The organism is Roseibium sp., assembly GCF_039982295.1.
Classification (GTDB): Bacteria; Pseudomonadota; Alphaproteobacteria; order Rhizobiales; family Stappiaceae; genus Roseibium.
This window is the reverse complement of record NZ_JBDWYP010000037.1, coordinates 43,250-70,050: the sequence shown is the minus strand read 5'-3', so window position 1 is coordinate 70,050 and position 26,801 is coordinate 43,250. Positions and strand designations below refer to the sequence as shown.

Here is a 26,801-nt window from a genome sequence, read left to right as displayed (position 1 = left end):
TTCAGTTGGAGGGCGATAAAATGGCTGAAAGACATTCCAACGGCATATTGAGCGGGTTGTTTTCGCGAAGCGGCTTGGTCCTTGCTGGGTTTCTCGGTGTTGCCGGATACTTTCTCTGGACCGAGCATCAGGCGCACGTGGCCAGTGCGTTACCGTATCTTCCATGGCTTCTTATTCTTCTGTGTCCCTTGATGCACCTCTTTATGCACCACGGGCACGGTGGCCATGGCGGCCACGAGGGGCACGAAGGCCACCAATCGGAAGGGAAGGCCGAGGGCGGTCGGGACGAAGGCAATAATCGTGGAGGACCAAGCGCATGAGCGAGACAACTAACGCCTACGGTCTTTGGTCCCTTGTGATCATTAACTCCGCGGTATTTATCATGTTTGCCTTCAGTTTCTTCAAGCCACAGACGGCAACGGACTGGCGGTCCTTCGGGGCGTTCAGCGCGTTCCTGGTCGCGTTGTTCACTGAGATGTATGGCTTTCCGCTAACCATCTACCTTCTATCCGGCTGGCTTCAGAGCAATTATCCGGGGATCGACTGGTTAGCTCATGATTCGGGCCACCTGCCCGAGATGATCTTCGGCTGGCAGGGCAACCCGCATTTCGGTCCATTCCATATTCTGAGCTTCGCATTCATCCTGGCGGGATTCGCGCTGATTTCGTCCGCTTGGCGCATTCTTTACCAGGCGCAGAAATCCGGCACGCTGGCGAGGACAGGCGCTTATGCGAAGGTCCGTCATCCGCAGTACGTTGGATTTATCGCCATTATGATCGGATTCCTTTTTCAGTGGCCGACGGTTCTGACGCTGGCGATGTTCCCGGTCCTCGTCTGGATGTACGTCCGGCTGGCATATGCGGAGGAACAGACGGCGCTAAAGGAGTTCGGCGCCGAATACGAAGACTACCGGTCCAGGGTTCCGGCGTTTATCCCTCGGTTTGGGAATTTGGTCGATACGACGACATAACCGCATCCGGGGTTAACGACCAAGCTAAGTGAGCAGGTTGTTTCACGATGATGAAATCAGAAGGACATATTGAAAGCCTCAGGATTGACGAGCGGTCGAGACGCGATTTTCTGATCGTCTCAACATCGACGCTCGCAGCTACCGGCGTGGCTTTGTCGGTTTGGCCGTTGATCGACAGCCTTAATCCGGCATCCGACACGCTCGCGCTCGCATCGACAGACTTGAACCTGCGGCCTATTGAGCGCGGCCAGCGGGTTACGGTCGTTTGGCAAGGCAAGCCGGTATTTGTGGATCGTCGTACTCCGGAGGCCGTTACAAAAGCGAAGGCAGATGATAGCGCGGCCTTGCCGGATCCGGAGAAGGATGCGGACCGGGTCCAAAGGGAAGAGTGGTTAATTGTCGTTGGGATTTGCACACATCTGGGCTGCATTCCCCTTGGTCAGCGAGAAGGGAGCCGGCGAGGCGATTTCGGCGGCTGGTTTTGCCCCTGTCATGGGTCTCACTACGACACCTCCGGCCGCATCAGGAAAGGGCCGGCGCCGCGCAATCTGGTCGTGCCGCCATATGCTTTCCCCAACCCTGAGAAATTGGTGATCGGATGACATTGGAAATGGAAGGATTTGTTATGAGAACAAAGTTGACCGGCGGGGCGCACGCTTTTCGTCGATATGGTCTCGCTTTCCGGTTCTTCGTCGTGGCGGCGGTGGCGGTGGTCTCAGTTACGGCGGTATCTAGCGCGCGGGCTGAGATGAGTGCGGACGAAATTCGAAATAAAGTCGCCGCTGACTACGGTGTTACGGTTCTGAAAATAACACCTGTGGAGAGCGCGTCAGGCACTCGTTATGCCGTGACCGTGATGGCTCCTGGTGGCAACCGGAACCATGCGTTTCAAGTCAACACCATCGTGGTTGATAGTGAAACCGGCAAACCGGTGATTCTGTATGGCCATACCGGCGGGCAACAGCAATCGGCGGCGCCGTCGATTTCACACCGCACGCATCCACGCATGGCTGGGGATGAATAGAATGATCGGGCAGAGCTGTTGAACACCAGAGATGTCGTCGCCGTGGAGGGGAGTAGTGAAGATCATGGACAAGGTGCCCGCTATCTTTGTGAGTGCGTTTGTCATAGGCGGCATTGCCATCATCGGTTGGAAGATTTTCTCCTCGGAACGGGCAGACACGGTCGTTTCGGTGAAGGTGCCCACGCTGTCGCAGCCGGCGAAGGCCGGCAAGGCGGCGTTCGATGCGACCTGCGCTCAGTGCCACGGTGCTAACGCCGCCGGATCTGACAAGGGGCCGCCTCTGGTACATGACATCTACAATCCCGGCCATCATGCAGACTATGCGTTCGTACTTGCGGCCCAGCGGGGCGTGCGGCAACATCATTGGCCGTTCGGTGACATGCCGCCGCAGCCACAGGTGAGCGAGGCGGATATCGGGGCCATTGTCCGCTACATTCGCGAGTTGCAGGCCGCTAACGGAATTGGATACCGGCCACACAACATGTGAAGTGGCCGTGTGCATTCCTCCAACCTCTGTTTCTGAGAGAATAAATGAAAAGCCTGCTTCGCAGTGATCAAGGTGCCGGCATCGTCATGCTTGCATTCATGGCGCTTGCTTTGGTCGCTGCCAATTCACCCTTCGCAGCATTGTATCAGGCCGTCCATCACACGCCGGTCCACTTGCGTATCGGCGAACTCCTCATCGAAGGCCCAATGGTTTACTGGATTAATCAGGGACTCATGGTGATCTTTTTTGTCATCATCGGTTTCGAAATCAAACAGCAGGTCCTCGAAGGACAGCTCAACACCTTGCGGAGTGCGGCGCTACCGGCTTTCGCGGCGCTGGGAGGCATGGCGGTGCCCGCGATCGTCTATGCGTCTTTCAATCAGGGTGACGCTGTGGGCATACGGGGTTGGGCGGTGCCGACTGCGACCGACATTGTGCTCGCTCTGAGCATTCTCTCGCTGATGGGGCCGCGTGTGCCGATCGGACTGAAAGTCTTTCTGACGGCTCTCGCCGTGTTCGATGACATCGGGGCGGTCATCATCATCGGTGTATTTTATGGTGAGCATTTTTCCCTGGTACCGGCGGTGGTTGGGTTGGCTGCGGTTGTCGGGCTGTTCGCGCTTAATCGCTGGAAGGTTACTAACCCCGTTGCATACATCATCGTCGGAGCGGTTCTGTGGGTAGGCATGTTGAAAGCGGGTGTCGAGGCTGCTCTTGCAGGGGTTATAATTGCGGCTGCAGTTCCCATGCACGGAGACCGGACAAAGTCCAAATCCCCTCTGCGTTCCGCTGAAAACACCCTCCATTTGTGGAGTTCCCTGCTCGTCGTTCCCCTATTCGTGTTTTTCAATTCCGGCGTGGTTTTGGACGAGAAGGCATTTTCCAGCAGCAGCGAAGGGGTTTGGCTTGGGATCGTCCTGGGGTTGTTCCTTGGGAAACAGGTCGGCATATTCGGTGCAGTATTTCTCGCGGTTCGTTCTGGTCTTTGCCGTTTGCCGGAACGTGTCAACTGGATGCAGGTATTCGGTGTTTCGATTCTTGCGGGGATCGGATTCACCATGAGCTTGTTCATCGCCACACGGGCATTTCCGGATCCGGCGGTGTTGTCATCAGCGAAGCTTGCGGTTCTATCCGGGTCGCTGTTGTCTGCCGTGATTGGTGTTCTGGTTCTTCAGTATGCGACTATCGGGTCCGGAACGATCACGCACGATTGATATTTTTCGGGATACTTGGTGTTGACCCTCTTCCTACAGGATGCTTCAGGATTTTCATCAGTTTTTGGGAAGGAGATGTAAAATGACATCCAAGTTGGCGATCGCCTCCATCTTTGTTGCCGCACCTATCCTGGCGGCCTGCGCGAGCTTCAGGCCGGGGAAACTCTTTGAAAAGGCCGTTCTGGTACCTGCCGGCAACTCGTCCGTAGCGGAAGTCGACCAGTTGCAGGCGTGGCAGACGGAAGATGGCTACGTGCTGACTGGCAGGTTGATGCAGTTCGGAAGCGCAGGGCTTCGCCGAGGGCATATTCATGTCCGCGCCGCCGATAGCGGTGCCGAGCCCGACGCGGGGTGGGCGGCCTTCACGGATCGGGGAAGAAGGATCACGACGGCACTTAAGGTCTCGCGGTTCAGCGTAAATCTCGGGAAGTCAGTGCCGCCGGATAGCAAACTCGAAGTGCGCTACCATGGCGACGCCCATTCATGACGGCAAAAACAGGATAAAGCGATATGACCGATCCGCACGGCCACGAAGGGCATGGCAGTCACGATCGCTCGGCCAAATATCAAGAGAACAGCCTGTCGCTGACGGGTGCTGTTTCCTTGGGAACAGGCGTCATGATCGGTGCCGGGATTTTCGCGCTGACTGGCCAGGTCGCCGAACTCGCAGGCGAATGGTTCCCTTTCGCCTTTCTCGCGGCGGCGATCATCGTTGGATTTAGCGCCTATTCTTACGTCAAGATGTCGAATGCCTATCCATCGGCTGGTGGCATCGCCATGTTCCTGGAGAAAGCCTACGGCAAGACCATGATGACCGGCGCCTGCGGGCTCCTGATGTATTTCTCCATGGTCATCAACGAGAGCTTGGTTGCACGGACATTCGGCACCTACACGCTGCAACTGTTTGACGTCGATGCAGACAAAAATTGGTTGGTACCTGCAATGGGGATCGGACTGCTGACTTTTGCCTTCTTTGTGAACGTTCTCAGCAACCGCTTTATCCAGACATTCTCCTTCGTCATGGCATTTCTCAAGATCGGCGGGATTGCGGTGTTCGCCGTGGGCGGGCTTTGGCTCACCGGGTTCACGTTCAAGAGTGTTTCCGTTGATCCGGCGACGACCAGCGCTGGCGGCTTCCTCGGCGCCACCGCCCTGGCGATCCTTGCCTACAAGGGGTTCACAACGATCACAAATAGTGGCGGGGAGATTGTTGAGCCGAACAAGAACGTCGGCCGCGCCATCATCGTCTCCATTGTCATCTGCGTCGTCATCTATTTCCTGGTGGCACTTGCAGTTGGGGGGAATTTGACCATTGAGGAGATCGTTCGTGCGCGCGACTTCGCTTTGGCCGAGGCCGCGCGTCCTGCCTTCGGAAAAACGGGTCTATGGTTTACGGTCGCTTTCGCCATTATCGCGACGGTATCGGGCGTGATCGCCAGCGTTTTCGCAGTCTCGCGCATGCTCGCAATGCTGACCGATATGAAGCTGGTGCCACACAGCCATTTCGGCATGCCGGGGGATATCCAGAGGCACACCCTCGTCTACACCATCGTACTGGCGATGCTTTTGACCGCGTTCTTTGACCTCGGCCGCATCGCTGCGCTGGGCGCTATCTTCTATATCATCATGGATATCGTCGTTCATTGGGGCGTTCTTCGCCATTTGCGCAAGGAAGTGAACGCCTCGGCGACAGTGCTTATCATCGCCATTGTCATGGATGTCGTCGTGCTCGGTGCGCTGTTGGTGATCAAGGCGCAGTCCGACATGACGGTGATCTATTCCGCGGCGGTCGGTATTGCCCTCGTTTTCTTTGGGGAAAAGCTTTTCCTCCGCCGTACCGGCTGAATTCGGTACGCCTTGGTGCCAGGCGAAATGGCGCTTGAGAGTGAAAGTTTTTGCTTGACCCTCCTGTTGCTGGAGGCCTCAAAATTCCATCGTCAGTTCAACCGGGGCTCTTGAGCAACGTGAGAGGGATTTAGTGATGGATCAGCATTCCAAACAGGGTGAAGGCGAACGTAAGCAGGTAGAAACCGCTGCGGAGTCCCACAAACTCCAAGGCCACAATTGTTGCTCCGGCCATGGTTCGTGCGGCGGCCCTGGGCATCACGATGCGCCGGCTGTGGTGAAAGACCCTGTATGCGGCATGACGGTCGATCCGAACGCGGGAAAACCGCGGTTCGACCATAACGGGTCGACATATCATTTTTGTTCCGAGAAATGTCTCGGTAAGTTCAAGGCTGATCCCGACCATTATCTCTCTGGCGCTCAAGAAAAGGCTGCCGAGAATTCCCCCGTCGGCACCAAATACACCTGCCCCATGCATCCCGAAATTGTCCGAGACGCTCCCGGCGATTGTCCCATCTGCGGCATGGCATTGGAGCCCATAGGGGTGCCGACAGGCGAAGAAGGGCCTAATCTTGAACTGATCGACTTCACCCGGCGGTTTTGGGTGGGGGCTATTCTGACCGTGCCGTTGCTGGTCTTGACCATGGGGCCGTTCGTCGGGCTTGGGTTCATCCGTGAGGCGGTCGGCGAACGTGCGGCACTTTGGATCGAGTTGATCCTCGGAACGCCCGTGATTCTTTGGTCCGGCTGGCCATTTTTCGTGCGCGGCGTGAAGTCGGTCGTGAACCGCTCGCTTAACATGTTCACCCTCATCGGTATGGGCGTGGGGGCAGCCTACCTGTTCAGCCTCGTCGCCGTTCTGGCACCCGATATCTTCCCCGATGGTTTCAGGTCCGTGGACGGTCACGTCGGCGTTTATTTCGAGGCTGGTGCGGTTATCGTCGTTTTGGTTCTACTCGGGCAGATGATGGAACTTGGCGCACGTGACCGGACGGGGGCCGCGATCCGGGCGCTTTTGGATATGGCGGCGAAGACGGCCCGCGTTATCCGCGATGACGGCTCGGAAGAAGAAATCCCGCTCGAGGACGTCAAGGTCGGCGACAAGCTGCGCATCCGCCCCGGTGACAAGGTTCCGGTGGACGGCGTCGTCCTGGAAGGCCGCTCAAGCATCGATGAGTCCATGATTTCCGGGGAGCCGGTCCCGGTCGAGAAGACGGAGGGCGATGACCTGACTGGCGCCACCATCAATGGTACGGGCAGTCTGGTCATGGAGGCCAAGCGGGTCGGATCCGATACCATGCTGAGCCAGATCGTTGAGATGGTTGCGAATGCGCAGCGTTCCCGTGCTCCTATTCAAAAGGTCGCTGACTCTGTCGCCGGCATGTTCGTCCCGGTTGTGATCTTGGTCGCGATTGGTGCCTTCATTGCATGGTCCATCTGGGGGCCGGCACCGGCTATGGCGTATGGTTTGGTTTCGGCGGTTGCCGTGTTGATCATCGCCTGTCCTTGTGCGCTGGGCCTGGCCACACCCATGTCGATCATGACGGCAACCGGCCGAGGGGCCCAGGCGGGCGTGCTGATCAAGAACGCAGAAGCCTTGGAACGCTTCGCCAAGGTCGATACGCTGATCGTCGATAAGACCGGCACGTTGACGGTCGGCAAGCCCAAACTGGTCGCCGTTCTTCCCAACGACGGTCATGGTGAAGCGGAAGTCTTGCGGCTTGCGGCAAGTTTGGAGCGCGGTTCGGAACACCCGCTGGCCGAGGCCATCGTATCCGGTGCCGAGGAACGGGGCATCGAATTCGCCAAGGCAGAGAATTTCGAGGCCGTCACCGGCAAGGGTGTCAAGGGCATCATCGACGGCAAACAGGTCGCGCTGGGCAACGCCAAACTTGCTGCTGACCTTGGTTTGGATGGCGATGCACTCTCTGCCACCGCGGATAGCCGCAGGGATCAAGGCGAAACGGTGATGTTCGTCATTCTCGGGAATGAAATCGCGGGCCTGATCGCCGTCGCCGATCCCGTCAAAGAAACCACCGTCGGCGCGATCAAGGCCCTTCACGCCGAAGGATTCCGCATCGTTATGGCCACTGGCGACAATGAACGCACGGCGAAGGCCGTGGCCGGCAGACTGGGCATCGACGAGATTCGCGCGGATGTCCTGCCTGAGGATAAGGCGCGGATTATCAAGGATCTCCAAGATCAAGGCCGTAAGGTCGCCATGGCCGGAGACGGTGTCAACGACGCGCCTGCGCTGGCCCAGGCCGATGTCGGTATTGCAATGGGAACCGGCGCCGACGTCGCCATTGAAAGCGCTGGGTTCACCCTGGTTAAGGGAGACCTAAACGGCATTGTCCGTGCCCGCCGTTTGGCACGAGCAACCATGCGCAATATCAAACAGAACCTGTTCTTTGCCTTGGTCTACAACGCGGCCGGCGTGCCGGTGGCGGCGGGGGTTCTCTACCCGTTCTTCGGAATTTTGATCTCGCCGATCTTCGCCGCGGCAGCCATGAGCCTGAGCTCGCTCTCCGTCGTAGGGAACGCGTTGCGTCTTAGGACCGTCTCAATCGAGGAGAAGTGAGATGATGAACGTGGGTCAAGCCGCCGAGGCAAGCGGCATGTCGGTCAAGACCTTGCACTACTATGAGGAAATCGGCCTGGTTGTGCCGAAACGTCAGGAAAACGGCTATCGCGCCTATAGTGAGACGGATGTCCACAAACTGAACTTCATTCATCGGGCGCGCGGCTTGGGGTTCACGGTTGAAGCTTGCCGCGAACTGCTCTCGCTCTACGAGGACAGGAGCCGAGCGAGCGCCGATGTCAAGGCGATCGCGGGCCAGCACCTTGAAGAAGTCGAAACGAAGATCGAGGAATTGAAAGCCCTTCGGGAAACAATCAAGGACCTGCACGATAAGTGCCGGGGCGACCATCGGCCGGACTGTCCCATCATCAACGGCTTGGCCAGTACGACGCACTGATGAGAAGACTAAAGGTCGTCGTTACCGGCGCGGTATGTGTTGCGGTACTTGGAGCCGGCGTTTGGTTCTGGATGCCAAGTGCGGAGGCGGATATCCGATTGCGTCCGAATGACCCGGAGGTAGTGGCTCATGGTCAGAAGATTTACATGGCCCAATGCGCATCCTGCCACGGCCCGGGGTTGGGGGGGCAAGCCAACTGGCGCGAACGCCTGCCCAACGGACGCCTACCCGCACCTCCTCATGACAAGTCGGGGCATACTTGGCACCACCCGGACGCTCAATTGTTCGATTTGACGAAACGCGGCCCTGCAGCGGTCGTTGGCGGCAGTTACGAAAGCGACATGCCCGCCTATGCCGGCATCCTAAGCGACGAGGACATCGTTGCCGTTCTGTCTTTTATCAAAAGCACTTGGCCGGGAAAAACTCAACGGCGCCACGACGACATAAACATGCGAACCAAAAAGCCGGGTAATTAGTTAAATGAAGGTGTTGACCCTAACCTTAGGGGAGGCTTCAAACTCCGAACTTGTGCAAGATTGGATTGAGCTAACAATGTTTTGTCTGCACCTTGAAGGAAGCAAACAAAGGACATGGCCATGAAAGAAAAATTGGCGATTTTCGGATCGATTCCCGGAATATTCTGGGGCCTGCCTGCCCTTGCTGATGCAACCGATCGGGGGGGCTACTATTACGGTCATCCCATGTGGTCCGGTGGCTGGGGCGGCATGTTCATGGGCTGGGGCATGATGGCGATTTTTATGATCGCGGTGATCGTCGTCATCCTGTTTGTCGTCAAGGGGCTGACCGGCGGTGACCGTTCATCTTCCGCCCTTGATGTCCTGAACGAACGCTATGCCCGGGGCGAAATCGACGCTGCTGAATATAACGAGCGCAAAAAGAACATTTCAGGAAAGGGATGAGGGCAAATCATCCGAAATCGAAATTTCAACAACCCTCAAACTGATATAGTATTTGTGTGTTCAGAGGAATGATCCAGGCAGTGAACATGAGATGCGGTTTTCTCCGAATATGCAGTTTATTGCTGGCTGTTTCCGTTCTTTTCGCGGGGATGAGCGCCGGTCACGCTGCCGGTTTTCAGGGAGGAGGGCACGTTCATGTTGCGCATTTTGGTGCGGGTGCGAGTGACGGAACCCACCTGAACTCTTCTCCGCAGCACAAAGCTGATTGCGATAAGCCCTCTGAAGAAAAAGCCGGAGCCGGGAACAAGAGTTCTGGCGGAATGGATGGTTGCTGCCACGTTGCCTGTTTCCCATCCGTTGCCGCGCAAGACCTCTCGGACTTGTCCGCTCACGTGTTCGAGGCGGAGAGGCTCGTTCTGCCGCACGATGAAGCGGTTGTTTCCAATAATCCTCAAGAACAATTTAGACCTCCGCGCCCTCGCGGCTGACTTCCATGCGGTCATTCGGGCTGCCGACACGTCAGGCCATCAGGACCGCGTAGCAGGGTAGATGGCGACAGGCCGTCCGAAAATGAATCGAAACGCTGAAATATGCGTGATCGTGCGGCACGGAGTTCTGCCCCGTTCGCCTTCCAAACGCATGGATATAAATTTTCCAGTAAGGCTTGGGCCTTGCTGACCAACAATCAAGGAAACCCAAACTTTGGGACAAGGATATCGAAAATGTTGACCTTAACGACCAATGCGCCCCGTCTCGTGATCACTTCCCTTGCCTTCGCTACTTTCTTGACCTTGAGCGCTTCGGCCTGGGCCGGCGCGGGGCACGGTCCGGCGAAGGGCGAGCCGCAAAACCAAGGACACATGATGGGCGCTCAAGGGGGCGATAGTCACGGCCCCGCGGGGCATCACGGTATGGAGATCGGCGCGCCGGGCAAGGCTGCCGACGTGACGCGGACCATCGACGTGGCGATGCACGATAATTACTACAAACCGGAACAAATCACCGTTAAGGCGGGAGAGACAATCCGCTTCAAGATCACCAACAAAGGCGAGTTCTTACACGAATTCGGCCTCGGCACTGCGGTTATGCACAAAGCCCACCAGAAGGAAATGATGAAAATGTGGGAGCACGGCATGATCGAAGCTGATCGGATCAACCGCGATAAAATGATGATGGACCATGGCGATGGGCGCGGGATGAAGCATGATGACCCGAATAGCATCCTGCTGGAGCCGGGAAAATCCGGTGAGGTGATTTGGAAGTTCTCCAAGCCGGTGGATCTGGAATTTGCTTGCAACATTCCAGGGCATTACGAGTCCGGAATGATGGGCCCCATCAAATTCAAGTAAAGATCGAAGGACAGGAGAATCCGATGATAACTATTACACGCCAACATGTTGTCGGTGCCGTGATGGGCTTAGGGCTGGTAGCCGCTCTGGGGAGCGGCTCCGCCCAAGCCGGCGAGTACAACATTACTATCGATCCGGTAACCATCGACACAGGCGACTTTACGCGATCCGGGGTGGGGTTCAACGGCGCCTCGCCGGGGCCGGTGTTGCGGTTCAAGGAAGGTGAAAACGTTACCATTAACGTGACCAACAATCTGTCCGAGGATTCGTCGATCCACTGGCATGGATTAATACTGCCGTTCCAGCAGGACGGCGTGCCTAACATCAGCTATCCAGGGATCAAGTCAGGCGAGACTTTCACCTATAATTTCCCGATCAAGCAATCCGGCACCTATTGGTTCCACAGTCATTCTGGATTTCAGGAACCGGATGGCGCCTATGGCGCCATCGTCATCGAACCAAAAGAACGCGAGCCTTATCGCTACGACCGCGAATACGTGGTTCAACTCGCCGATGCCCATCCGCATTCGGGAAATCGCATCATGCGAAACCTGAAGATGATGGCGGATTACTACAACCGTAAACAGCAAACGGTGTTCGACTTCTTCAAGGACAGTGAAAAGATGGGTTTGGGTGCGGCGCTGTCGGATCGCATGGCCTGGGGCGACATGCGGATGATGGCCACGGACATCGAAGACCTTCAGGGGTTTACGCCGCTGATCAATGGCAAGGGTCCCGACCAGAATTGGACGGGCCTGTTTAAGCCAGGCGAACGCGTCCGCCTTCGCTTCATTAATTCATCGGCGATGACATATTTTGATATTCGCATCCCCGGCTTGAAGATGACCGTGGTGCAGGCCGACGGAAATAACGTACAACCTGTGTCTGTCGACGAATTCCGCATCGCCGTGGCCGAAACTTATGATGTCATCGTTCGGCCAGCGGAAGACAAAGCCTATACCATCTTCGCAGAGTCCATGGGGCGCACCGCCTATGCGCGTGGCACCCTTGCGCCTCGTGAGGGATTGACTGCCGAAGTGCCGGACCTGCGGAAGTCCCCACTTCTTACCATGGCGGACATGGGGATGTCGCACGGCATGGATCACGGAGCGATGGCCATGGGAAGCGCAACGCACAAAATGCCTGACGGCAGCTCGATGAGTGGTGCGGCCCATGATGCTCATAGCAGCACAACCCATAAAATGCCGGACGGAAGCGAAATGAAAGGCGCTGGCCACGCGATGCCCGACGGATCACAAATGCAAGGTGCTGAGCACCAAGGTATGGCGCAGGGTGGCAGGCATCAAATGTCCGACGACGCCATGATGAAGGGCATGGACCATTCAGCCCAGGGTGCCATGGCACAGAGCGGCATGGATAATTCCATGCACGGCGGCATGGCAAAAGGTGGCATGGCCAAGGAAGCCGATTCTTTCTACGCATCCAACAGCGGTTTGATGCCGAGCGCGGCGAACGGCGGAAAATTTCTTTCCTACAATGATTTGAAAGCGCAGAAACCGCTCTATAAACAGCGTCCGCCGACGCGCGAGATCGAACTGCGTCTGACCGGCAACATGGAGCGCTACATCTGGTCCATTAACGGCGTGAAGTTCAAGGACGCCGAGCCCATCCGCCTGAAGTACGGGGAGCGGGTTCGATTCAAGTTCGTCAATGAAACCATGATGACCCACCCCATGCACCTGCACGGCATGTGGTCGATTTTGGACAATGGCAACGGCAAATGGAACCCGATCAAGCACGTTGTCAGCGTGTCTCCGGGAACTACGGTCTATATGGAGACTGAGGTCGATGCGCCCGGCCAATGGGCGTTCCATTGCCATCTCTCCTATCACGCCGACGCGGGCATGTTCCGCAAAGTCGTGGTCGAGGGTGGTCCCAAAGAACAGGCCGACGCATCGGCCGTCCGGCACGAAGGGCATTGATCATGACGCTGCAGAAAATTCTCGCGGGGCTTGTCGCACCAGCCTTTGTGATCTCGGTCTTACCAGCCACACCCGTTCAAGCGGAGCCTCTGATTTGGGGCGTTCAGGCGGAACAAACTGAATTCCGGTATGGCAAGGATACGGACGTGTTCGCCTGGAACTTCGATGCCTTGGTCGGCAGTGATGAATTGAAACTCGTGTGGCGCTCCGAGGGTGAATTCGCGACCAAGAATGATAATTTTGAACGGTTGGAGAACCAGCTCCGGGCGCAGGTCCCGATCTCGACTTTCTTCGATGCGGTGGGCGGTATTCGCTTCTCAAGCCCATCCACCGGCAACCGTTTCGATGGAGTCATCGGACTACACGGATTGGCTCCGCAGTTCTTTGAAGTGGATGCCGATCTATTCGTTGGCGAGTATCCGTCAGCGAGGCTTGACGTGGATTACGAAGTTCTACTTACGAACCGCCTTATTGCGACACCAACCATCGAATTGAATCTACCGTTCACGGACGATACAAAATATGGCAAAGCGGCGTTTGGTCCCAGTTTGGAAGTTGGGTTGCGTCTTAGCTATGACGTCGTAGACCGTTTGTTGTCACCCTATATCGGGATTCATTACGAACGGTCGTTCGGCGGAACGGCGAATATCAAGCGTAGCGAAGGCGAAGATGCAGGTGCCGTATTTTTCTTGGTTGGGGCGAAGATGATATTCTAACCCCTTATCGTTTTCTCCCCAACCTGGCCCCTGGTGTCCTCGAGAGAGAGAGCATCAGGGGCCGCTTTTTATCATCAGCCAGAGTCTAGGGGGATGTTATAGAATTGGGAAAGATTCTCAGTTCGGTAAGGAAGGCGAAATTGGACATCAAATCCTTTCATGTTTCCCGTCGACACGTCCTGGGTGGGATTGCTGGTGCAGTTGCGGTTGGCGCTTTTCGGCAAAGCTTGGCGGCGATGCCGTCGCCCTCGTTGGTTCTACGTCCCAGCCCGGGTCGAAGCATGCTGACTGAGAACGGTGAACCTACGGCGGTCTGGAGCTATGGTGATACGGTTCCTGGACCGTTGCTCCGCGTCCGCCAGGGCGAGCGCGTAAACGTTCGCTTGGAAAACGGCCTGGATCAGCCGACGTCGGTTCACTGGCACGGCATCCGTATTGAAAATTCGATGGACGGCGTTGCCGGGATGACACAGGACCCTGTCCCACCGGGCGGCGAATTCGATTACTCCTTCGTTGTGCCGGACGCCGGCACCTATTGGTACCACCCTCATTTCCGATCTTGGGAGCAGTTGGCCAGAGGTCTATACGGCGTTTTGATCGTCGACGAAGCCGATCCCCCCAAGGTCGATCATGACCTTGTTTTCTGCGCCGACGACTGGCGAATGACCAAGAATAATCAGATAGACGCGCAAAGCTTTGGGCAACTCCACGACTGGGCACATGCCGGCCGGTTGGGGAATTGGCTGACGGTGAACGGCCTGACGGGCATGGAGTACTCCGCCAGGCCAGGGGCAAGGGTACGGCTGCGGATGCTGAACGTTGCCAACGCGCGCATCCTTGCGTTCAATCTGGGCAGCCTGCCTGCCCGCGTCGTCGCAATCGACGGCCAGCCAATCGTCAGTCCAGCTGAGCCTGGGAATAGATTGATTTTGGCTCCGGGGCAGCGGGCCGATGTGATCCTCGATCTACCGGGCCCGGGGCCGGGCACCTACGTCATCCAGGAAGTGTCGGGCGCGGAGCCAATCGAGGCTGCTCGTATCGTTACGCAAGGCGTCGCGGTTGCGGCCCCTCGACCGGCCCTGGACGCTGTCGCCTTGCTGCCCAATCCGGTGCCGGGGGATTTTGAATTTGAGGACGCGGTTGTCGTGCCGTTGCGGATGGAGGGCGGCGCCATGGGGCGGATGGAAGGTGCAACCTACAAAGGCGCCTATTACGGCATCCGCGACCTTGTGGGAAAGAACCAGGCGTGGGCATTCAACGGCATTGCTGGGCTCCCTGAAAAGCCTTTGGCATCGGTCGCCAAAGGGCGAACGATTGTTGTCGATATGATCAACGATACTCGCTGGCCGCATGCCATGCACCTCCACGGCCATCATTTCCGCGTCATCGCCCGCAACGGCAAGGCCGTAACCGGCACCCCCTGGCGGGATACGGAACTGGTCGACGCTGGGGAACGCGTCCGCATTGCTTTCGTGGCGAACAATCCGGGAAAGTGGGTGTTCCATTGCCATATGCTTGAGCATCAGGCGGCGGGCATGATCACCTGGCTTGAAGTTGTTGATGGGTGAAGCTCAGCGGCAAATCCTTCACTCCTCTAAAGAGATGCGTTTAAAAGTCGGCTTATCATGTCATCTGACGACAATTCACATTCGGCACCTCCGGTTGAGGATCATCCCGCTCCGAAAAACGGGATGGCGGGCGATGGTCCCAGTGACCGCAAGCGCACCAAAATTCTTCTTACCGTTCTTATTCTTGTCGGCCTTGTCGCGGCTTATGGTGCGCTCTCGTGGAGTGGCGCGCTCGACGAAATGATGAACAGTGAGACGCTTCGGAAGCATGTCGAAAACCTCGGTCTCTTCGGTCCTCTTGGCGTCGTCATTTTGATGTCCTTGGCGATTGTGTTGAATCCAATCCCAAGCGCACCCATAGCGTTGGCCGCCGGAGCGGCCTATGGCCATTTCTGGGGAACAGTGTATGTAGCGATTGGCGCGGAGATAGGGGCTTTGATTGCGTTTGGCATTGCCCGCCTAGTTGGCTACGACGTCTTGCGTCGATGGTTGGGCCGCGGCCTTTCATTGGGCGTTTTCGGCTCCCAGAATGCGTTAATGGCTGTCGTCTTTCTAAGCCGTTTGTTACCCTTCATATCGTTTGATCTGGTTAGTTATGCGGCGGGCCTCTCGCCCCTCAAATGGTGGCGGTTCGCGGTCGCAACAATGGCCGGCATCATTCCGGCAAGTTTCCTGCTCGCCCATTTCGGTGGAGAAATGGCATCCCTCGATAGTGCGCGGGTTGTAGAAGCGGTCGTCGCTCTCGGTGCTCTTACAGCCCTTCCGATCGCGGGAAAATTGATTTGGGATCGTGTTCGGAAAAAATCCGTCCGAACAGAGGGCAACGAATGATTAGCGGGGAAGGGTGACGGTCACGGTCAATCCGGAGGTGGCTTCATTGTTCAGTTCGACAGTCCCGCCGTGATTCTCGATGACCGTTTTCGCCAAGCTGAGGCCGAGGCCCGTACCTTCGGTGTCTTCCGAACGGGATCTATCGCATCGATAAAACGGTTCGAACACGCGCTCGATCTCTTCATCGGGAATTCCTGGGCCGTCGTCCTTTATGCGGACAGATATCCTGTCTTCGGTACGTTCAAGAAAAGCCCGAACGCGATGTCCATAGCGAAGGCCGTTGTCGATCAGGTTGCTGAATGCCCGGCGCAAGGCCACGGGCTGGCCATGGATGATGATTTTCCCTGAAAGCGGCATGACGGTCACGTCATTCCCTATGTCTGAAGCATCGTCGCAAATGGCCTGTATCAAGGCTCCCAGGTCGATGTCCTGCCTATCTTCCAAATCAAACGCCTGCCGAGCCAGGCCCAAGGTTGCCGAAACGATGAATTCCATTTCCGAGATTGACGAAAGGAGTTTCGTCCTTTCGTCGGATGAGGGCAAAGCCTCGGTCCGGAGTTTGATTAAAGACAACGGGGTCCGCAGATCGTGGGACAGAGCACCCATCATTTCCGTCCGGCTTCGGATCATGCTTCTGACCTGATCCTGCATATCGTTGAAGACCGCAGCGACTTCTCGAACTTCCGCAGCGCCTCTGATCGGCATCGGCGGTGCATGAATGTCAGATGCAAATCTCCGGGCAGCGCGGGCAAATACATCCAAGGGAGAGAGCATGCGTCGTACAACCCAAATTGAAATTAGGATGATCGAAATGGTCATGACCCCGACGGTGGTTAATGATGGACTCCAGAGTTCTGCCGGAAACTCGGGGATCACATATGCGATGTTGAGCCAGCCTCCACTGTTCAAAGGTACGGACATTCTTACGTTCAGGTGAACAGGTAAGCGGTAAACAGTTCGAAGCACATGGAGGAACCATTCGCTGACCGTGTCCCTGTGGAGAGAGGTTGACATCGGTGGTCGTTCGACCATGCTGATTCGTACGTTTGCCATTTCGTTTGAATGGGATTCGCGTTTTATGTGCTCCCGAAAAACTTGATCGTAAGGAGAGCGATAAGGTTCATCTGAAAAAACCGGGTCGCCACTCAACGATGCGCGAAGATGAGGTTCATCCAGGGTATTCACAATATCAAACCGCCAAGCGGTATTTGATGCAGCGACCGTATGTGTGACATGCGCAAAGGTTTGCGCCGTTGTGCGCAAGCTTAGATGAATGAGTGCGTCGAGCCGGTCTCTCGAGTAATGGAACAGCCCGATAAGGTAGGCTGTTGTGAGGCCGAGGGTGACCATGATGATGGTCTGTGTTGTCAGGGACCGGATACGCATGGTTTTACTCTCGCGTCACTTCGGCTGAGAGAACGTATCCTCCTCCCCAGACTGTCTTGATAATTGTCGGATTTTTGGGATCGTGTTCGATCTTGCGTCTGAGCCGACTGACTTGTGTGTCGATGCTGCGGTCGAAAGCAACGGAATCGCGTCCACGCGCCAAGTCTAACAGTTGCTCACGGGAGAGTACCCGGTTTGGGCGTTGGACCAACACTTGGAGCAGGCTGAATTCACCGGTGCTCAGTGGTACGATGACGTTATCAACCGCAATCAGTTCGCGACGTTCTACATCCAGACGCCAACCGTTGAACTTATAGATTTTACTTGGCTCGTTAGGAGGAGAGGTTGGTTCTCGCTCTATCCTTCTAAGGACGGCTTGCACGCGAGCGATGAGCTCAAGTGTGCTGAACGGCTTTGGCAGATAGTCATCCGCACCCATCTTGAGACCTAAAACGCGGTCGAGTTCTTCGCCTTTAGCGCTGATGATGATTACAGGTGTTGTGGCTTTCGAGCGAAGATCGCGGCAAAGAGTCAATCCATCATCACCAGGCAACATGACATCGAGAATGATTAAATCTACGCGCTCATTATCAAGCGCTTTGTTCATTTCTTTGCCATCACCTGCGACAGATACACGGTAGCCTTCTTTTCTCAAAGCCTTGCTGACGAGTTCTCTCATTTCTCGGTTGTCTTCAACGACGAGAATTTTCGGTGTCATTTCCATATTCGTTCCTGCTGCCATCAGGGAAATTTGTGACTCCATTGGATGCCTGGATTGAATTATCAAGGCTCCAGTAGCAGGAGGGTCAAAGGAATTAGATCTGTTTATGGAAATATTGTGCCCTTGCCATCTGATGGTCGAAGGAAAAAATGTGACAAAAAGTTTCAATTCGGGTTTTTGAAATATTTTGTCACAAAAAACCACAGATTCGAAAAACTTCAGTGGCATTTCCAAGGCGTACTTCACCTCTATTCAACATCTCGAATGAGGAGGCTATTAAATTGAAGAACGTCACCAAAATTGCTCTGAAATCTTGCACGTCACTTTCCCTTGCGGGGGCTGCGATGTTCGTACTTTCTGCTCCGGCAGAAGCGGGCTCGGTCAAGAATGGCAACGTGACTGACCTCACCGTTTATGGCCAAGTGAACCGTACCTTCATGGTTTATGACGACGGAGAGGAGATGGGCTATCGCAACATGGATGGCGATGCGGGTTCAACCCGTTTCGGCCTAAAGGCGTCAGGTAAGATCAATGAGTCGGTTTCTGTAGGGGCCCGTTTGGAAGCGGAGTTGCAATCCAACGACCCTGCCACGATCAGCCAGTCAACTGAAAGCGATAGCGCCAGTGGCTTCACTGAGCGCCTTGCCTTCATTTACATCAACCACAAACAGTTCGGCAAATTAACCATGGGTCAGGCATCTGCCGTATCCGACGGAATGTCCGATGGGTTGGACCTTGGTTATGTGGCCGGAGCGTTTGACGGGGTGGAGACCGGACGACGAAGTGTCAATGCCGTCCTGTTCCGCGAAGATAATGCGGGTGCGGCGCTTAGCAGCAGAAAGATCGGCAATTTCTTCGGAACTTATGACCGTGGCCGTCAAGATCAGATCAATTATGTCAGCCCGAATATCAACGGCTTCAAGCTTGAAGCTGGTTTGTATGACGCCGGAGATTGGGGCGCGGGTGTTCACTATGACAATAAGATCGGTGCGTTCAAAGTTCGTGGGCGAGCATTTTATGAAAGTTTGACTAATTCGAGCACAAGCGAAGGTGCCTGGCAGGTCGGCGGCTCTGTGAAGCATGACAGCGGGATTTCTTTGACCGGTGTTTATGGACAGAGCCTTGCAGTGGAAGGTGCGGAGGATGATGCCCGTTGGGCGGCTACTGTTGGCTATACGGCCAATTTGAATGCCCTAGGCCCCACCGGAATCGGTGTCAACGTCTCTGGTAGCCAGGATCGTACGGTTGTAGGTAGCGAGGCGATCGCAGTCGGGCTCGGTTTCAACCAACAGATCAAGGGGGCCGGTACCAACATATACGGTAACGTTGCTTTTTGGGATGTTGACCTGCCTTCGAGTCAGACCCAGCTTGATCAGGTCGTGACCATGCTGGTGGGTATGCAGGTCAAGTTTTAAGGGGGCGCTGGCAGGAGTGAGCTCTCCTGCTGTTCAAGTGACCTGACATTGGAAAACGGCCGCCGTTGGGGCGGCCGTTTTTCTTTGATCCGCTTTTTTCGCAAATTATGTGACGAAGTTTGTCAAATCGCAGATCAGAAAACTTCCGTCACAAGAAACCTCGTTTCCGGCAAAGTTGTGAAACACCTAGGTGGTTTGTTGAGGGCATCAACCAACCACAACAAGGAAACTTTGATATGAACAACATGACTGATACGATTCTTAAAACCCGCGCTCCGTTCTATGCTCTGGCGTTTGCAGCCCTGCTTGGCGTTGCTGGTGCAAACGGTGCACAAGCTGCCGAGTATCGGGAAGATTCCACGATCAATACGGAGGCAGCTCATTCCCACGGCAATGATCACATCCACGACAGCCAATCGATGAAGAAGGCGGGCGAGTACCGGGAAGACTCTTCGGTCGCTACCGAGATGGCGAGTTCCGATGGGCAAACCCACGAACACGACAGCCAGTCGCTGGACCAACGTGCAGGTGACTGAGCGATTATCAAAGACCATCGCGAGAGCGGGGGCCGATATCGGCCCCCGTTTCTACTGCCTCCGTTTCTACTGGAAGCGTGATTTGTGGAGACTATCGAGCACTTTCGGAGCACCCCATGCATCATGCCTGACCGCGTGATGTCTCAGGTTCTAAAGCCATAGCGTGCCGCTTGGATTAGGGTGTGCGTGTTCTAATGGAACCTTATGCGATAGGGCCGAAAGCATTTTGAATAACGACCGGTCTACTTTGTCATCGATTTGAGAAAAGCCTTGACCCGTCTTTGAGGCAGCGCCTTATATGCTTTTAATGATGCGAAAAATCTTTAATTTGCCGGCCAAGAAAGCGCTTTTGGCGTGCGTCCTGTTCAGCTTTGTCGTGCTGACGATGACAGCAGTGATCGCTGCGTCTGCAGACGAAGGCGTTGCCGGTGATTTGATTTCCGTCGCTCATTTGGATCATCCGACAACAAAAAACAATCTCGCCAACGAGCATGACGATGTATGTCATTATCTGACCCATCACCTTTCCTGGGTTGAACATAAAATCGAATATGTTTCATGGATGGATAGTGAGGAGCTTCCTCTTACTGTCTCAGAAAACCGAACGGGATTGGTTTTCTCCGGATTTTATCGTCCCCCCAAAGTCTGAGTTTCCACGCATTGCACCTAACTGCGCGAGGCCCTGTGGCCACGTGATGTCGTTCATTTGTGCTCATTTGGAAACTCAAACATGCTCAATATCAATCGAGCCGCAGCAGCGCTTGCGCTAGCAGCGGTGTCTTTGGCGCCATTGTCATTGGCTGCTCAGCAGCCTCAGCGCCTAAGCGCTTTCATCGATCAGACGATCAATCTCCATCCGGCAATTCGAGCGGCGGAAAAAAACCTGTCCAAAGCCAAAGCGTCAGCGAGTGCGGCGGGTCAGTATCCATACAATCCAGAACTTGAGGCCGGTTACGAAGAGACAGCAGAAAAATCCAGAGAGTTCGGCCTGTCGCAGACGATCGATGCCTGGGGCCGGCGCGGAGCCGCTGAAGCACAGGCAACCGCAGAAATCGAAATCGCTCGCGCGGAATACAATCTTGTACGAACGGATCTGCTAGAAGCCCTGCTCCGAGCGTTGGGCGCCAATAGGAAGCAGATCGCTCTCCGGCAGTTGGCGGAAAAACGCCTTAACTTAAGCGATCGCTTCCTTACTTTGACTCGCAAGTTTGCTGCTGCCGGTGACATTGGTAGCGCAGATGTGCTGACGGCCGAAGTCGGACGTTCTAGCGCCGAACTTCAGGTCGGCGCTGCGAAAGCCGCAGTCGCGGATGCTCAGTCTGCGCTTATTGCCCTGGCGGGTGAGCAAAGAAAGGTATGGCCGGAGCCAGTCGAAATCGTCGGACGGGCCTTTGACGCCCTTACCGCTGATATCGAAAAAACACCCGAAATGATCATGACCCGCGCGACATTGAACGCGAGCAAGGCAAGTATCCAGGTCGCTGAAAAGTTATGGATGCCGGATCCGACAATCGGCGTGCGAGTTGGAAAGGATGGGGACTCCGATCTCTTTGGTGTTTCTCTTTCCGTGCCCCTTCCCGTCTGGAACCGTGGGTCGGCTGAAAAGCTCGCCGCATCCGAAGACGCGGCAAGCAAAGAGTTCTTGGTGGTGGAAACGCGTAGGCGGTTATACGCACGTCTCGCCACAGCGGAAGTGAATTTACGGTCCGCCAGCGAGGCTGTGACACATTGGCGGTCAATCGCGCGGCCGACGATCGCCCGTCAGGAAGCGCTTCTAGAACGGCTGTCCGAGGCACGTGAAATCGGTGCTCTGGAATACCTGCAGCAACTCGATCGCCTCTTGGAAACCGAGGCCTTGGGTATCGAACTGGAACAATCTCTATGGAGCGCATGGATCGATCGCCTGCGTGCCGGCGCAAATCTTCTGACCTGGGTGGAGGAATTGAAATGAAGAGCAAGAATTTAATGATTTCAGCCTGTGTTGCGGGGCTAATTATTGTCACTCCCGTGATTGCCTTCGGCGCCGACTCTCACGGGCACGGTCCTGAAGAGATTAAAGGTCACGAAGGAAAATCTGATCATTCTGAGGCGTCTTCTAGCGCGCGAGATACGGAAAAAAAGGGCCATTCAGGTAAAGAAGCTGATGGAGATCATGCGGAAGGCGAAAAGCCGCATGGCAGTGAAGGGCATGAAGAAAAAAAGGCGGAAGGCATTTCGCTTTCAGAAGCCCAACTCCGAGAAGCCGGTGTGATTGTTCGCCCGCTGCAGCCTATGCAGGTGCCCTCTCGGCTGAATGTTCCGGGCGAGGTTCTTTTCAACCAGTACAAGACCCGTATTGTTACTCCGCGGATCACGGCGATGGCCCTGAAACGCGAGGCCATCATGGGTCAGCAAGTCCGAAAGGGAGATGTCCTTGCGACCTTATTCAGTGTCGAAATGGCCCAGGCTCAAGGCGAATACATCGTCGCGTCCACTGAATGGAACCGAGTCCGAAATATCGGGGAAAAAATCGTCTCAGAAAAACGGGCGACCGAAGCTCGTGTAAACCAGCAACAAGCCAAGGCACGTCTGATTGCATATGGCCTGACAAAAGATCAAATCGCGGCCCTGTCCGCCCAGGTCTCTCTGGAAGCGCCGGGCCAATTCGACATCCTTGCGGACCAGGACGGTCTTATCGTGGTCGATGACTTTCTGGTTGGGCAGGTCATCGAGCCGGGCACGCCGATCTATAAAATTACGGATCCGGAATCACGATGGATCGAAGCCAGGATCAGCCCCTCGGAAGCACGATTGGTCGAACCAGGTGGTCTGGTCAGGGTCGAAACAGAATCGACAGGTGCTCAAGCGTATGAGGGGCGAGTCCTCCAGATCGAACAACAAGTCGATGAGAAAACCCGGACCCTGGGCGTGCGGATCGAAGTGATCGACCCTCAGCAACAATTGCGCCCTGGACAGTTCGTCACGGTTTCGTTGAACGGGGGCGGACACGCGAACGTGTTGGCCTTACCGAAAAAGGCCGTGCTTCGGGGGCCCGATGGAGATTGGACAGTATTTCAGCAGGTGTCGGCTGAGAGGTTCGAGCCTGTGGAAATTCGTGTCATTCGAGAAACCTCAGGGTTGGTGGTGTTCGAGGGAATCCCGGTCGGCGCAAAGGTGGTGACCGACGGTGCTTTCTTCGTGCAGTCGGAGCTCGCGAAAAGCGGGTTCAGCGTTCACAACCACTGATCGGCAGGAACTAGCACCATGTTGAATAAGATCATCGACCTTGGGATCCAGGGACGACTTCTCGTCGTCCTTGTCCTGTTTGGAATCATGGCTGGCGCAGCGATTCTGCTGCCCCGTCTTAACCTTGACGCTTTTCCGGATGTTACAAATGTTCAAGTCTCGATCAATACGGAAGCACGCGGCCTTGCCGCCGAGGAAGTTGAACAACTGATCACTTACCCGATCGAGGCAGTGATGTACTCGATGCCGGATGTATCGGAAGTCCGCTCAATATCGAAATCCGGCCTATCGGTTGTCACCGTCGTATTCGCCGAAGGGACAGACATCTACTTTGCACGCCAACTCACGTTTGAGCGTTTACAGGCGGCAAAAGAACAAATCCCGGAGGGTATCGGTTCTCCTGAAATGGGGCCGAACACGAGTGGTTTGGGGCAGGTGTTCCAATATGTCCTGCGTTCCGAGGCTACGGATGCCTTCGACGTCACGGCATTGCGTAGTCTGAATGATTGGGTCGTGAAGCTGTTGCTCATGCCCGTGGATGGCATTACCGAAGTTTTGTCCTTTGGGGGGGAAGTTCGCCAGTATCAAGTGTTGGTCAATCCGGAACGGTTGCTTTCCTACGGCCTGCATGTCCGCGAAATCCAAGAAGCGATTGAAAACAACAATCGCAATGCGGGCGGGTGGTTCATGGACCGAGGTCAGGAACAACTCGTCATCCGGGGCGTCGGCTGGGTCAGAAGTGAGCAAGATGGCTTGCGGGACATCGGTAACATACCGATCAAGGAAGAAGACGGTGTCGTTGTTCGGGTGAAGGACGTCGCGGAAGTCGCCTTCGGAAACGAGATTCGACAAGGGGCCGTTTCGATGACCGCGCGCTCCCCCGACGGATCGCCAGTCCAGTATGGCGAGGTTGTTACGGGGATCATCCTGAAGCGGACGGGAGCGAATACCAAAGCAACCATCGATGGCGTGAAATCACGATTGCCGATCATCCAGAATGCCCTTCCCAAAGGGGTATTGCTCGAGCCCATCTATGACCAGGCTGATTTGATTACAAAAGCAGTGGAAACGGTGACACGCGCCTTGATCGAGGCGTTTGCATTGATCGTCGTGATTCTTCTTTTGTTTTTGATGAACCTGCGGGCGTCGCTCTTGGTTCTGGTCTCCGTGCCTGTGTCGATCGGTCTCGCCTTGATGGCCATGGCTTATTGGGGGGTATCGGCTAATCTTATGTCGCTCGGCGGATTGACGATTGCGATCGGCATGATGGTCGATGGTTCCGTCGTGATGATGGAGAACATCTTCAAGCACCTGACCTCCCATGGCGAGGGGAGTGCACCCCGAACATTGGGGCAGGAGCCTCATGCCTTACGCTTGAGGGTTCAGGAGGCCGCCAAAGAAGTCGGCCGGCCGGTTTTCTTCGCCGTCCTCATCATCATCGTGGTGTTTGCCCCGCTGTTCAGTCTTGAAGGGGTCGAAGGAAAACTCTTTCAGCCAATGGCGACTTCAATCGTTTTGGCCATGATGGCATCGCTTGTCGTCGCGCTGATCGTCATTCCCGCGTTGGCGACTTATGCTTTCAGTCGACCGGTCAAACATCGCGACAGTCCCATTTTCAAGCCGATTGAGGCAACTTACAGGTGGGGACTTGCCAGAGCACTGAACAATCGTATTGCCGTGACTTTGGTGGCGCTTGCGATCTTCCTTGGGTCTCTTGCCACGGTTCCATACTTGGGAACGGAGTTCGTGCCGGAACTGGAGGAGGGCACTCTCAATGTCCGGGTAACTCTCGGGCCCTCCGTGAGTCTCGATACCTCTCTCGAGGTCGCAAAAAAGCTTGAGCGGAAGCTGATCGACTTTCCAGAAGTTACCTACGTTTCTGCACGCGTTGGTCGGCCGGAGCTTGGGGGTGATCCGGAACCCGTTTCCAACATCGAATTATTGGTCGGGCTTTTGCCCGTAGATCAATGGACGTCGGCCGAAAACCGAAAAGGACTTCAAGCCTTGATGGAGGCCAAGATGTCTGTTCATCCGGGTCTATTGTTCTCCTTCTCCCAACCCATCGCGACGCGCGTCGACGAACTGCTTTCGGGTGTGAAAGCTCAATTGGCCGTTAAGCTATTCGGGCCGGACCTGGACACTCTTGCCAAGAAAGGACAAGAGATCGAGGCATTCATTAAGACTGTGGATGGTACGCGTGATGTCGCCATGGAACAGGTCGTGGGTGAGGCTCAACTGGTGGTCAGCCCGGACCGTGACCGTTTGGCGCGCTACGGCATTCCTGTCAGCCAGGTAATGGACTTGGTGGCCGATGCCATTGGCGGTGTCTCAGCGGGGCAGGTAATCAGCGGAAACGAACGCTACGATATCTATATCCGTTTGGCTTCGGAGTTTCGTGACAGCACAGAAGCAATCTCAGGCCTTGTCCTCCAGGCGCCTAACGGCGGATGGGTCCGTCTTCGCGATGTTGCGTCCGTGGACATTATCAGCGGTCCGCCACAAATTCGAAGGGATGACGTACAAAGGCGTGTCGTTATCCAGGCAAACGTCGAAGGACGCGACATGGGTGGGCTTGTTTCGGAATTGGAGAAACGAATCCCCGAAGCTGTCGAACTCCCACCGGGCTACTCGGTGGTATTCGGAGGCCAATTCGAGAATCAACGCCGCGCACAAGAACGTCTGACCATCGTCGTTCCGCTTTCTCTGTGCCTGATATTTCTGTTGCTGTTCTTCGCCTTTGGGTCCGTTGGTCAGTCGTTCTTGATCATGGTGAATGTGCCACTGGCGCTGATCGGCGGAATCTTCTCGTTGTTCCTCACGGGACAGTTTCTGTCCGTTCCGGGATCGATCGGCTTTATCGCGTTGTTTGGCGTGGCTGTCTTGAACGGCGTGGTGATGGTCAATGCCATTAACCAGAACATTCTCGGCGGAATGGAGCCTGACGAGGCCGTGTATCAAGGCGCGTTGTCGCGTCTTCGGCCCGTTCTAATGACGGCGTTGATTGCCGCACTGGGCCTGATCCCGATGCTGCTTTCGACGGGTGTTGGTTCTGAGGTTCAGCGGCCTTTGGCGACCGTGGTGGTCGGGGGGCTGCTCAGTTCGACATTGCTCACTCTACTTCTGTTGCCCGCGCTCTACACGTGGTTCTCGCGAGGCATGCTCCGCTATTGGCGGCGTACTCATCAGTCCAACTATCAAACTTCGGAGGTAATGTGATGCGTAAACTCTTTCCTGTAACAGCCGCCCTGTTTGGAGCCGTTCTTTTAGCGGGCTGTGCCTCTAACAGCCAAGAAATCACAAAAATGGGTGGCCTTTCGATCAAAGTTGAAAATACAGCCAGGACCGAGATCGATATGGTCAAAATATGGAAAAGGGAAGATGGAGAGCTCATCCTTACCGGACGAATTATGCAGCGTGGGTACGGGCGGTTGATCCGGGGGCATGTAGATGTTGAGTTCATCGACAATGGCACGAATGCGCAGCGGCAATATGTCGGCGAAATTCAACGAGCGATACCGATCACGAAGCACTTCAAGCGAGCGAACTTCGATTCCAATTTAGGGAACTTGGAATTGGCCGCAGGGCAATTGAACCTGCGTTACCACGAAGAAGCTCACCAGCTTGAGCCGATGGAACTGAAGAAGAATACGTGATTGCTTATCACAGCTTGAAT

27 protein-coding genes are annotated in these 26,801 nt (G+C 55.5%); 24 read left to right on the top strand and 3 right to left on the bottom strand.

The window, feature by feature from the left end; genetic code table 11:
• The first annotated feature begins 20 nt into the window (after positions 1 to 20).
• The 12 genes from ABJZ52_RS07170 (at position 21) to ABJZ52_RS07115 (ending at position 9,438) form a co-directional block, all read left to right on the top strand.
• Entirely contained in the window at positions 21 to 320 is a 300-nt protein-coding gene (locus tag ABJZ52_RS07170; RefSeq protein WP_348198969.1) for a DUF2933 domain-containing protein, read from the top strand.
• Positions 317 to 970: an isoprenylcysteine carboxylmethyltransferase family protein gene (locus tag ABJZ52_RS07165; RefSeq protein ID WP_348198970.1), complete on the top strand. Its 654-nt coding sequence runs from the start codon at positions 317 to 319 to the stop codon at positions 968 to 970. The genes ABJZ52_RS07170 and ABJZ52_RS07165 overlap by 4 nt, the downstream gene beginning before the upstream one ends.
• A gap of 47 nt (positions 971 to 1,017) precedes the next feature.
• Positions 1,018 to 1,572, top strand: a complete 555-nt coding sequence (petA, locus tag ABJZ52_RS07160; protein ID WP_348322559.1) for a ubiquinol-cytochrome c reductase iron-sulfur subunit — start codon at positions 1,018 to 1,020, stop codon at positions 1,570 to 1,572.
• On the top strand, positions 1,569 to 1,994 hold the full coding sequence (locus ABJZ52_RS07155) for a hypothetical protein (RefSeq protein WP_348487730.1): 426 nt from the start codon (positions 1,569 to 1,571) through the stop codon (positions 1,992 to 1,994). Before petA ends, ABJZ52_RS07155 begins: the two co-directional genes overlap by 4 nt.
• Positions 1,995 to 2,058: 64 nt before the next feature.
• Positions 2,059 to 2,481 carry a cytochrome c gene (locus ABJZ52_RS07150; RefSeq protein ID WP_348198974.1) on the top strand — a complete coding sequence of 141 codons (423 nt, stop codon included), beginning with the start codon at positions 2,059 to 2,061 and terminating at the stop codon, positions 2,479 to 2,481.
• A gap of 44 nt (positions 2,482 to 2,525) precedes the next feature.
• On the top strand, positions 2,526 to 3,695 hold the full coding sequence (nhaA, locus tag ABJZ52_RS07145; protein ID WP_348487729.1) for a Na+/H+ antiporter NhaA: 1,170 nt from the start codon (positions 2,526 to 2,528) through the stop codon (positions 3,693 to 3,695).
• An 82-nt stretch (positions 3,696 to 3,777) separates the two neighbouring features.
• On the top strand, positions 3,778 to 4,182 hold the full coding sequence (locus tag ABJZ52_RS07140) for a hypothetical protein (protein ID WP_348199735.1): 405 nt from the start codon (positions 3,778 to 3,780) through the stop codon (positions 4,180 to 4,182).
• Positions 4,183 to 4,205: 23 nt separating this feature from the next.
• The gene (locus ABJZ52_RS07135; protein ID WP_348199736.1) at positions 4,206 to 5,540 is read left to right on the top strand and encodes an APC family permease; all 1,335 of its coding nucleotides are present in this window, start codon (positions 4,206 to 4,208) and stop codon (positions 5,538 to 5,540) included.
• Positions 5,541 to 5,676: 136 nt separating this feature from the next.
• Positions 5,677 to 8,121 carry a heavy metal translocating P-type ATPase gene (locus ABJZ52_RS07130; protein WP_348487728.1) on the top strand — a complete coding sequence of 815 codons (2,445 nt, stop codon included), beginning with the start codon at positions 5,677 to 5,679 and terminating at the stop codon, positions 8,119 to 8,121.
• A 4-nt stretch (positions 8,122 to 8,125) separates the two neighbouring features.
• Positions 8,126 to 8,518, top strand: a complete 393-nt coding sequence (gene cueR / locus ABJZ52_RS07125) for a Cu(I)-responsive transcriptional regulator (protein WP_348487734.1) — start codon at positions 8,126 to 8,128, stop codon at positions 8,516 to 8,518.
• Positions 8,518 to 8,994 (top strand): cytochrome c, encoded by a 477-nt coding sequence (locus ABJZ52_RS07120; RefSeq protein WP_348487727.1) that lies wholly within the window; start codon positions 8,518 to 8,520, stop codon positions 8,992 to 8,994. The genes cueR and ABJZ52_RS07120 overlap by 1 nt, the downstream gene beginning before the upstream one ends.
• A gap of 120 nt (positions 8,995 to 9,114) precedes the next feature.
• The gene (locus tag ABJZ52_RS07115) at positions 9,115 to 9,438 is read left to right on the top strand and encodes an SHOCT domain-containing protein (RefSeq protein ID WP_348487726.1); all 324 of its coding nucleotides are present in this window, start codon (positions 9,115 to 9,117) and stop codon (positions 9,436 to 9,438) included.
• A gap of 116 nt (positions 9,439 to 9,554) precedes the next feature.
• Here ABJZ52_RS07115 and ABJZ52_RS07110 read toward each other — a convergent pair whose 3' ends face one another.
• Positions 9,555 to 9,941 (bottom strand): hypothetical protein, encoded by a 387-nt coding sequence (locus tag ABJZ52_RS07110; protein ID WP_348487725.1) that lies wholly within the window; start codon positions 9,939 to 9,941, stop codon positions 9,555 to 9,557.
• 219 nt (positions 9,942 to 10,160) lie between these two features.
• On the opposite strand from ABJZ52_RS07110, the gene ABJZ52_RS07105 reads away from it, so the two are divergent.
• The 5 genes from ABJZ52_RS07105 (at position 10,161) to ABJZ52_RS07085 (ending at position 15,845) form a co-directional block, all read left to right on the top strand.
• Entirely contained in the window at positions 10,161 to 10,787 is a 627-nt protein-coding gene (locus ABJZ52_RS07105; RefSeq protein WP_348487724.1) for a cupredoxin domain-containing protein, read from the top strand.
• A 23-nt stretch (positions 10,788 to 10,810) separates the two neighbouring features.
• A complete protein-coding gene (locus ABJZ52_RS07100) occupies positions 10,811 to 12,730 on the top strand; it encodes a copper resistance system multicopper oxidase (RefSeq protein WP_348487723.1) in 1,920 nt (639 codons plus the stop codon).
• A gap of 2 nt (positions 12,731 to 12,732) precedes the next feature.
• On the top strand, positions 12,733 to 13,446 hold the full coding sequence (locus ABJZ52_RS07095; protein ID WP_348487722.1) for a copper resistance protein B: 714 nt from the start codon (positions 12,733 to 12,735) through the stop codon (positions 13,444 to 13,446).
• 281 nt (positions 13,447 to 13,727) lie between these two features.
• Positions 13,728 to 15,014 (top strand): multicopper oxidase family protein, encoded by a 1,287-nt coding sequence (locus ABJZ52_RS07090; RefSeq protein ID WP_348487721.1) that lies wholly within the window; start codon positions 13,728 to 13,730, stop codon positions 15,012 to 15,014.
• A gap of 57 nt (positions 15,015 to 15,071) precedes the next feature.
• Positions 15,072 to 15,845 (top strand): TVP38/TMEM64 family protein, encoded by a 774-nt coding sequence (locus ABJZ52_RS07085; protein ID WP_348487720.1) that lies wholly within the window; start codon positions 15,072 to 15,074, stop codon positions 15,843 to 15,845.
• On the opposite strand, the gene ABJZ52_RS07080 is transcribed toward ABJZ52_RS07085, so the two are convergent.
• Both ABJZ52_RS07080 and ABJZ52_RS07075 read right to left on the bottom strand, forming a co-directional pair.
• Positions 15,846 to 17,195, bottom strand: a complete 1,350-nt coding sequence (locus ABJZ52_RS07080) for an ATP-binding protein (RefSeq protein ID WP_348487719.1) — start codon at positions 17,193 to 17,195, stop codon at positions 15,846 to 15,848. It abuts the gene before it with no gap.
• Between the two features lie 40 nt (positions 17,196 to 17,235).
• On the bottom strand, positions 17,236 to 18,180 hold the full coding sequence (locus tag ABJZ52_RS07075) for a response regulator (RefSeq protein WP_348487733.1): 945 nt from the start codon (positions 18,178 to 18,180) through the stop codon (positions 17,236 to 17,238).
• A gap of 53 nt (positions 18,181 to 18,233) precedes the next feature.
• Between ABJZ52_RS07075 and ABJZ52_RS07070 the strand changes: the two genes are divergently transcribed.
• The 7 genes from ABJZ52_RS07070 to ABJZ52_RS07040 all read left to right on the top strand — a co-directional run bounded on the left by ABJZ52_RS07070 (position 18,234) and on the right by ABJZ52_RS07040 (position 26,781).
• Positions 18,234 to 19,367 (top strand): porin, encoded by a 1,134-nt coding sequence (locus ABJZ52_RS07070; protein ID WP_348487718.1) that lies wholly within the window; start codon positions 18,234 to 18,236, stop codon positions 19,365 to 19,367.
• Positions 19,368 to 19,603: 236 nt separating this feature from the next.
• Positions 19,604 to 19,903, top strand: a complete 300-nt coding sequence (locus ABJZ52_RS07065; RefSeq protein WP_348487717.1) for a hypothetical protein — start codon at positions 19,604 to 19,606, stop codon at positions 19,901 to 19,903.
• Between the two features lie 298 nt (positions 19,904 to 20,201).
• Complete coding sequence (locus ABJZ52_RS07060) at positions 20,202 to 20,552, top strand: hypothetical protein (RefSeq protein WP_348487716.1); 351 nt, start codon at positions 20,202 to 20,204, stop codon at positions 20,550 to 20,552.
• Positions 20,553 to 20,633: 81 nt separating this feature from the next.
• Complete coding sequence (locus tag ABJZ52_RS07055) at positions 20,634 to 21,854, top strand: TolC family protein (RefSeq protein WP_348487715.1); 1,221 nt, start codon at positions 20,634 to 20,636, stop codon at positions 21,852 to 21,854.
• A complete protein-coding gene (locus ABJZ52_RS07050; protein ID WP_348487714.1) occupies positions 21,851 to 23,128 on the top strand; it encodes an efflux RND transporter periplasmic adaptor subunit in 1,278 nt (425 codons plus the stop codon). Before ABJZ52_RS07055 ends, ABJZ52_RS07050 begins: the two co-directional genes overlap by 4 nt.
• 18 nt (positions 23,129 to 23,146) lie before the next feature.
• Entirely contained in the window at positions 23,147 to 26,344 is a 3,198-nt protein-coding gene (locus ABJZ52_RS07045) for a CusA/CzcA family heavy metal efflux RND transporter (protein WP_348487713.1), read from the top strand.
• Positions 26,344 to 26,781, top strand: a complete 438-nt coding sequence (locus ABJZ52_RS07040) for a hypothetical protein (protein ID WP_348487712.1) — start codon at positions 26,344 to 26,346, stop codon at positions 26,779 to 26,781. The genes ABJZ52_RS07045 and ABJZ52_RS07040 overlap by 1 nt, the downstream gene beginning before the upstream one ends.
• Positions 26,782 to 26,801: the final 20 nt, after the last annotated feature.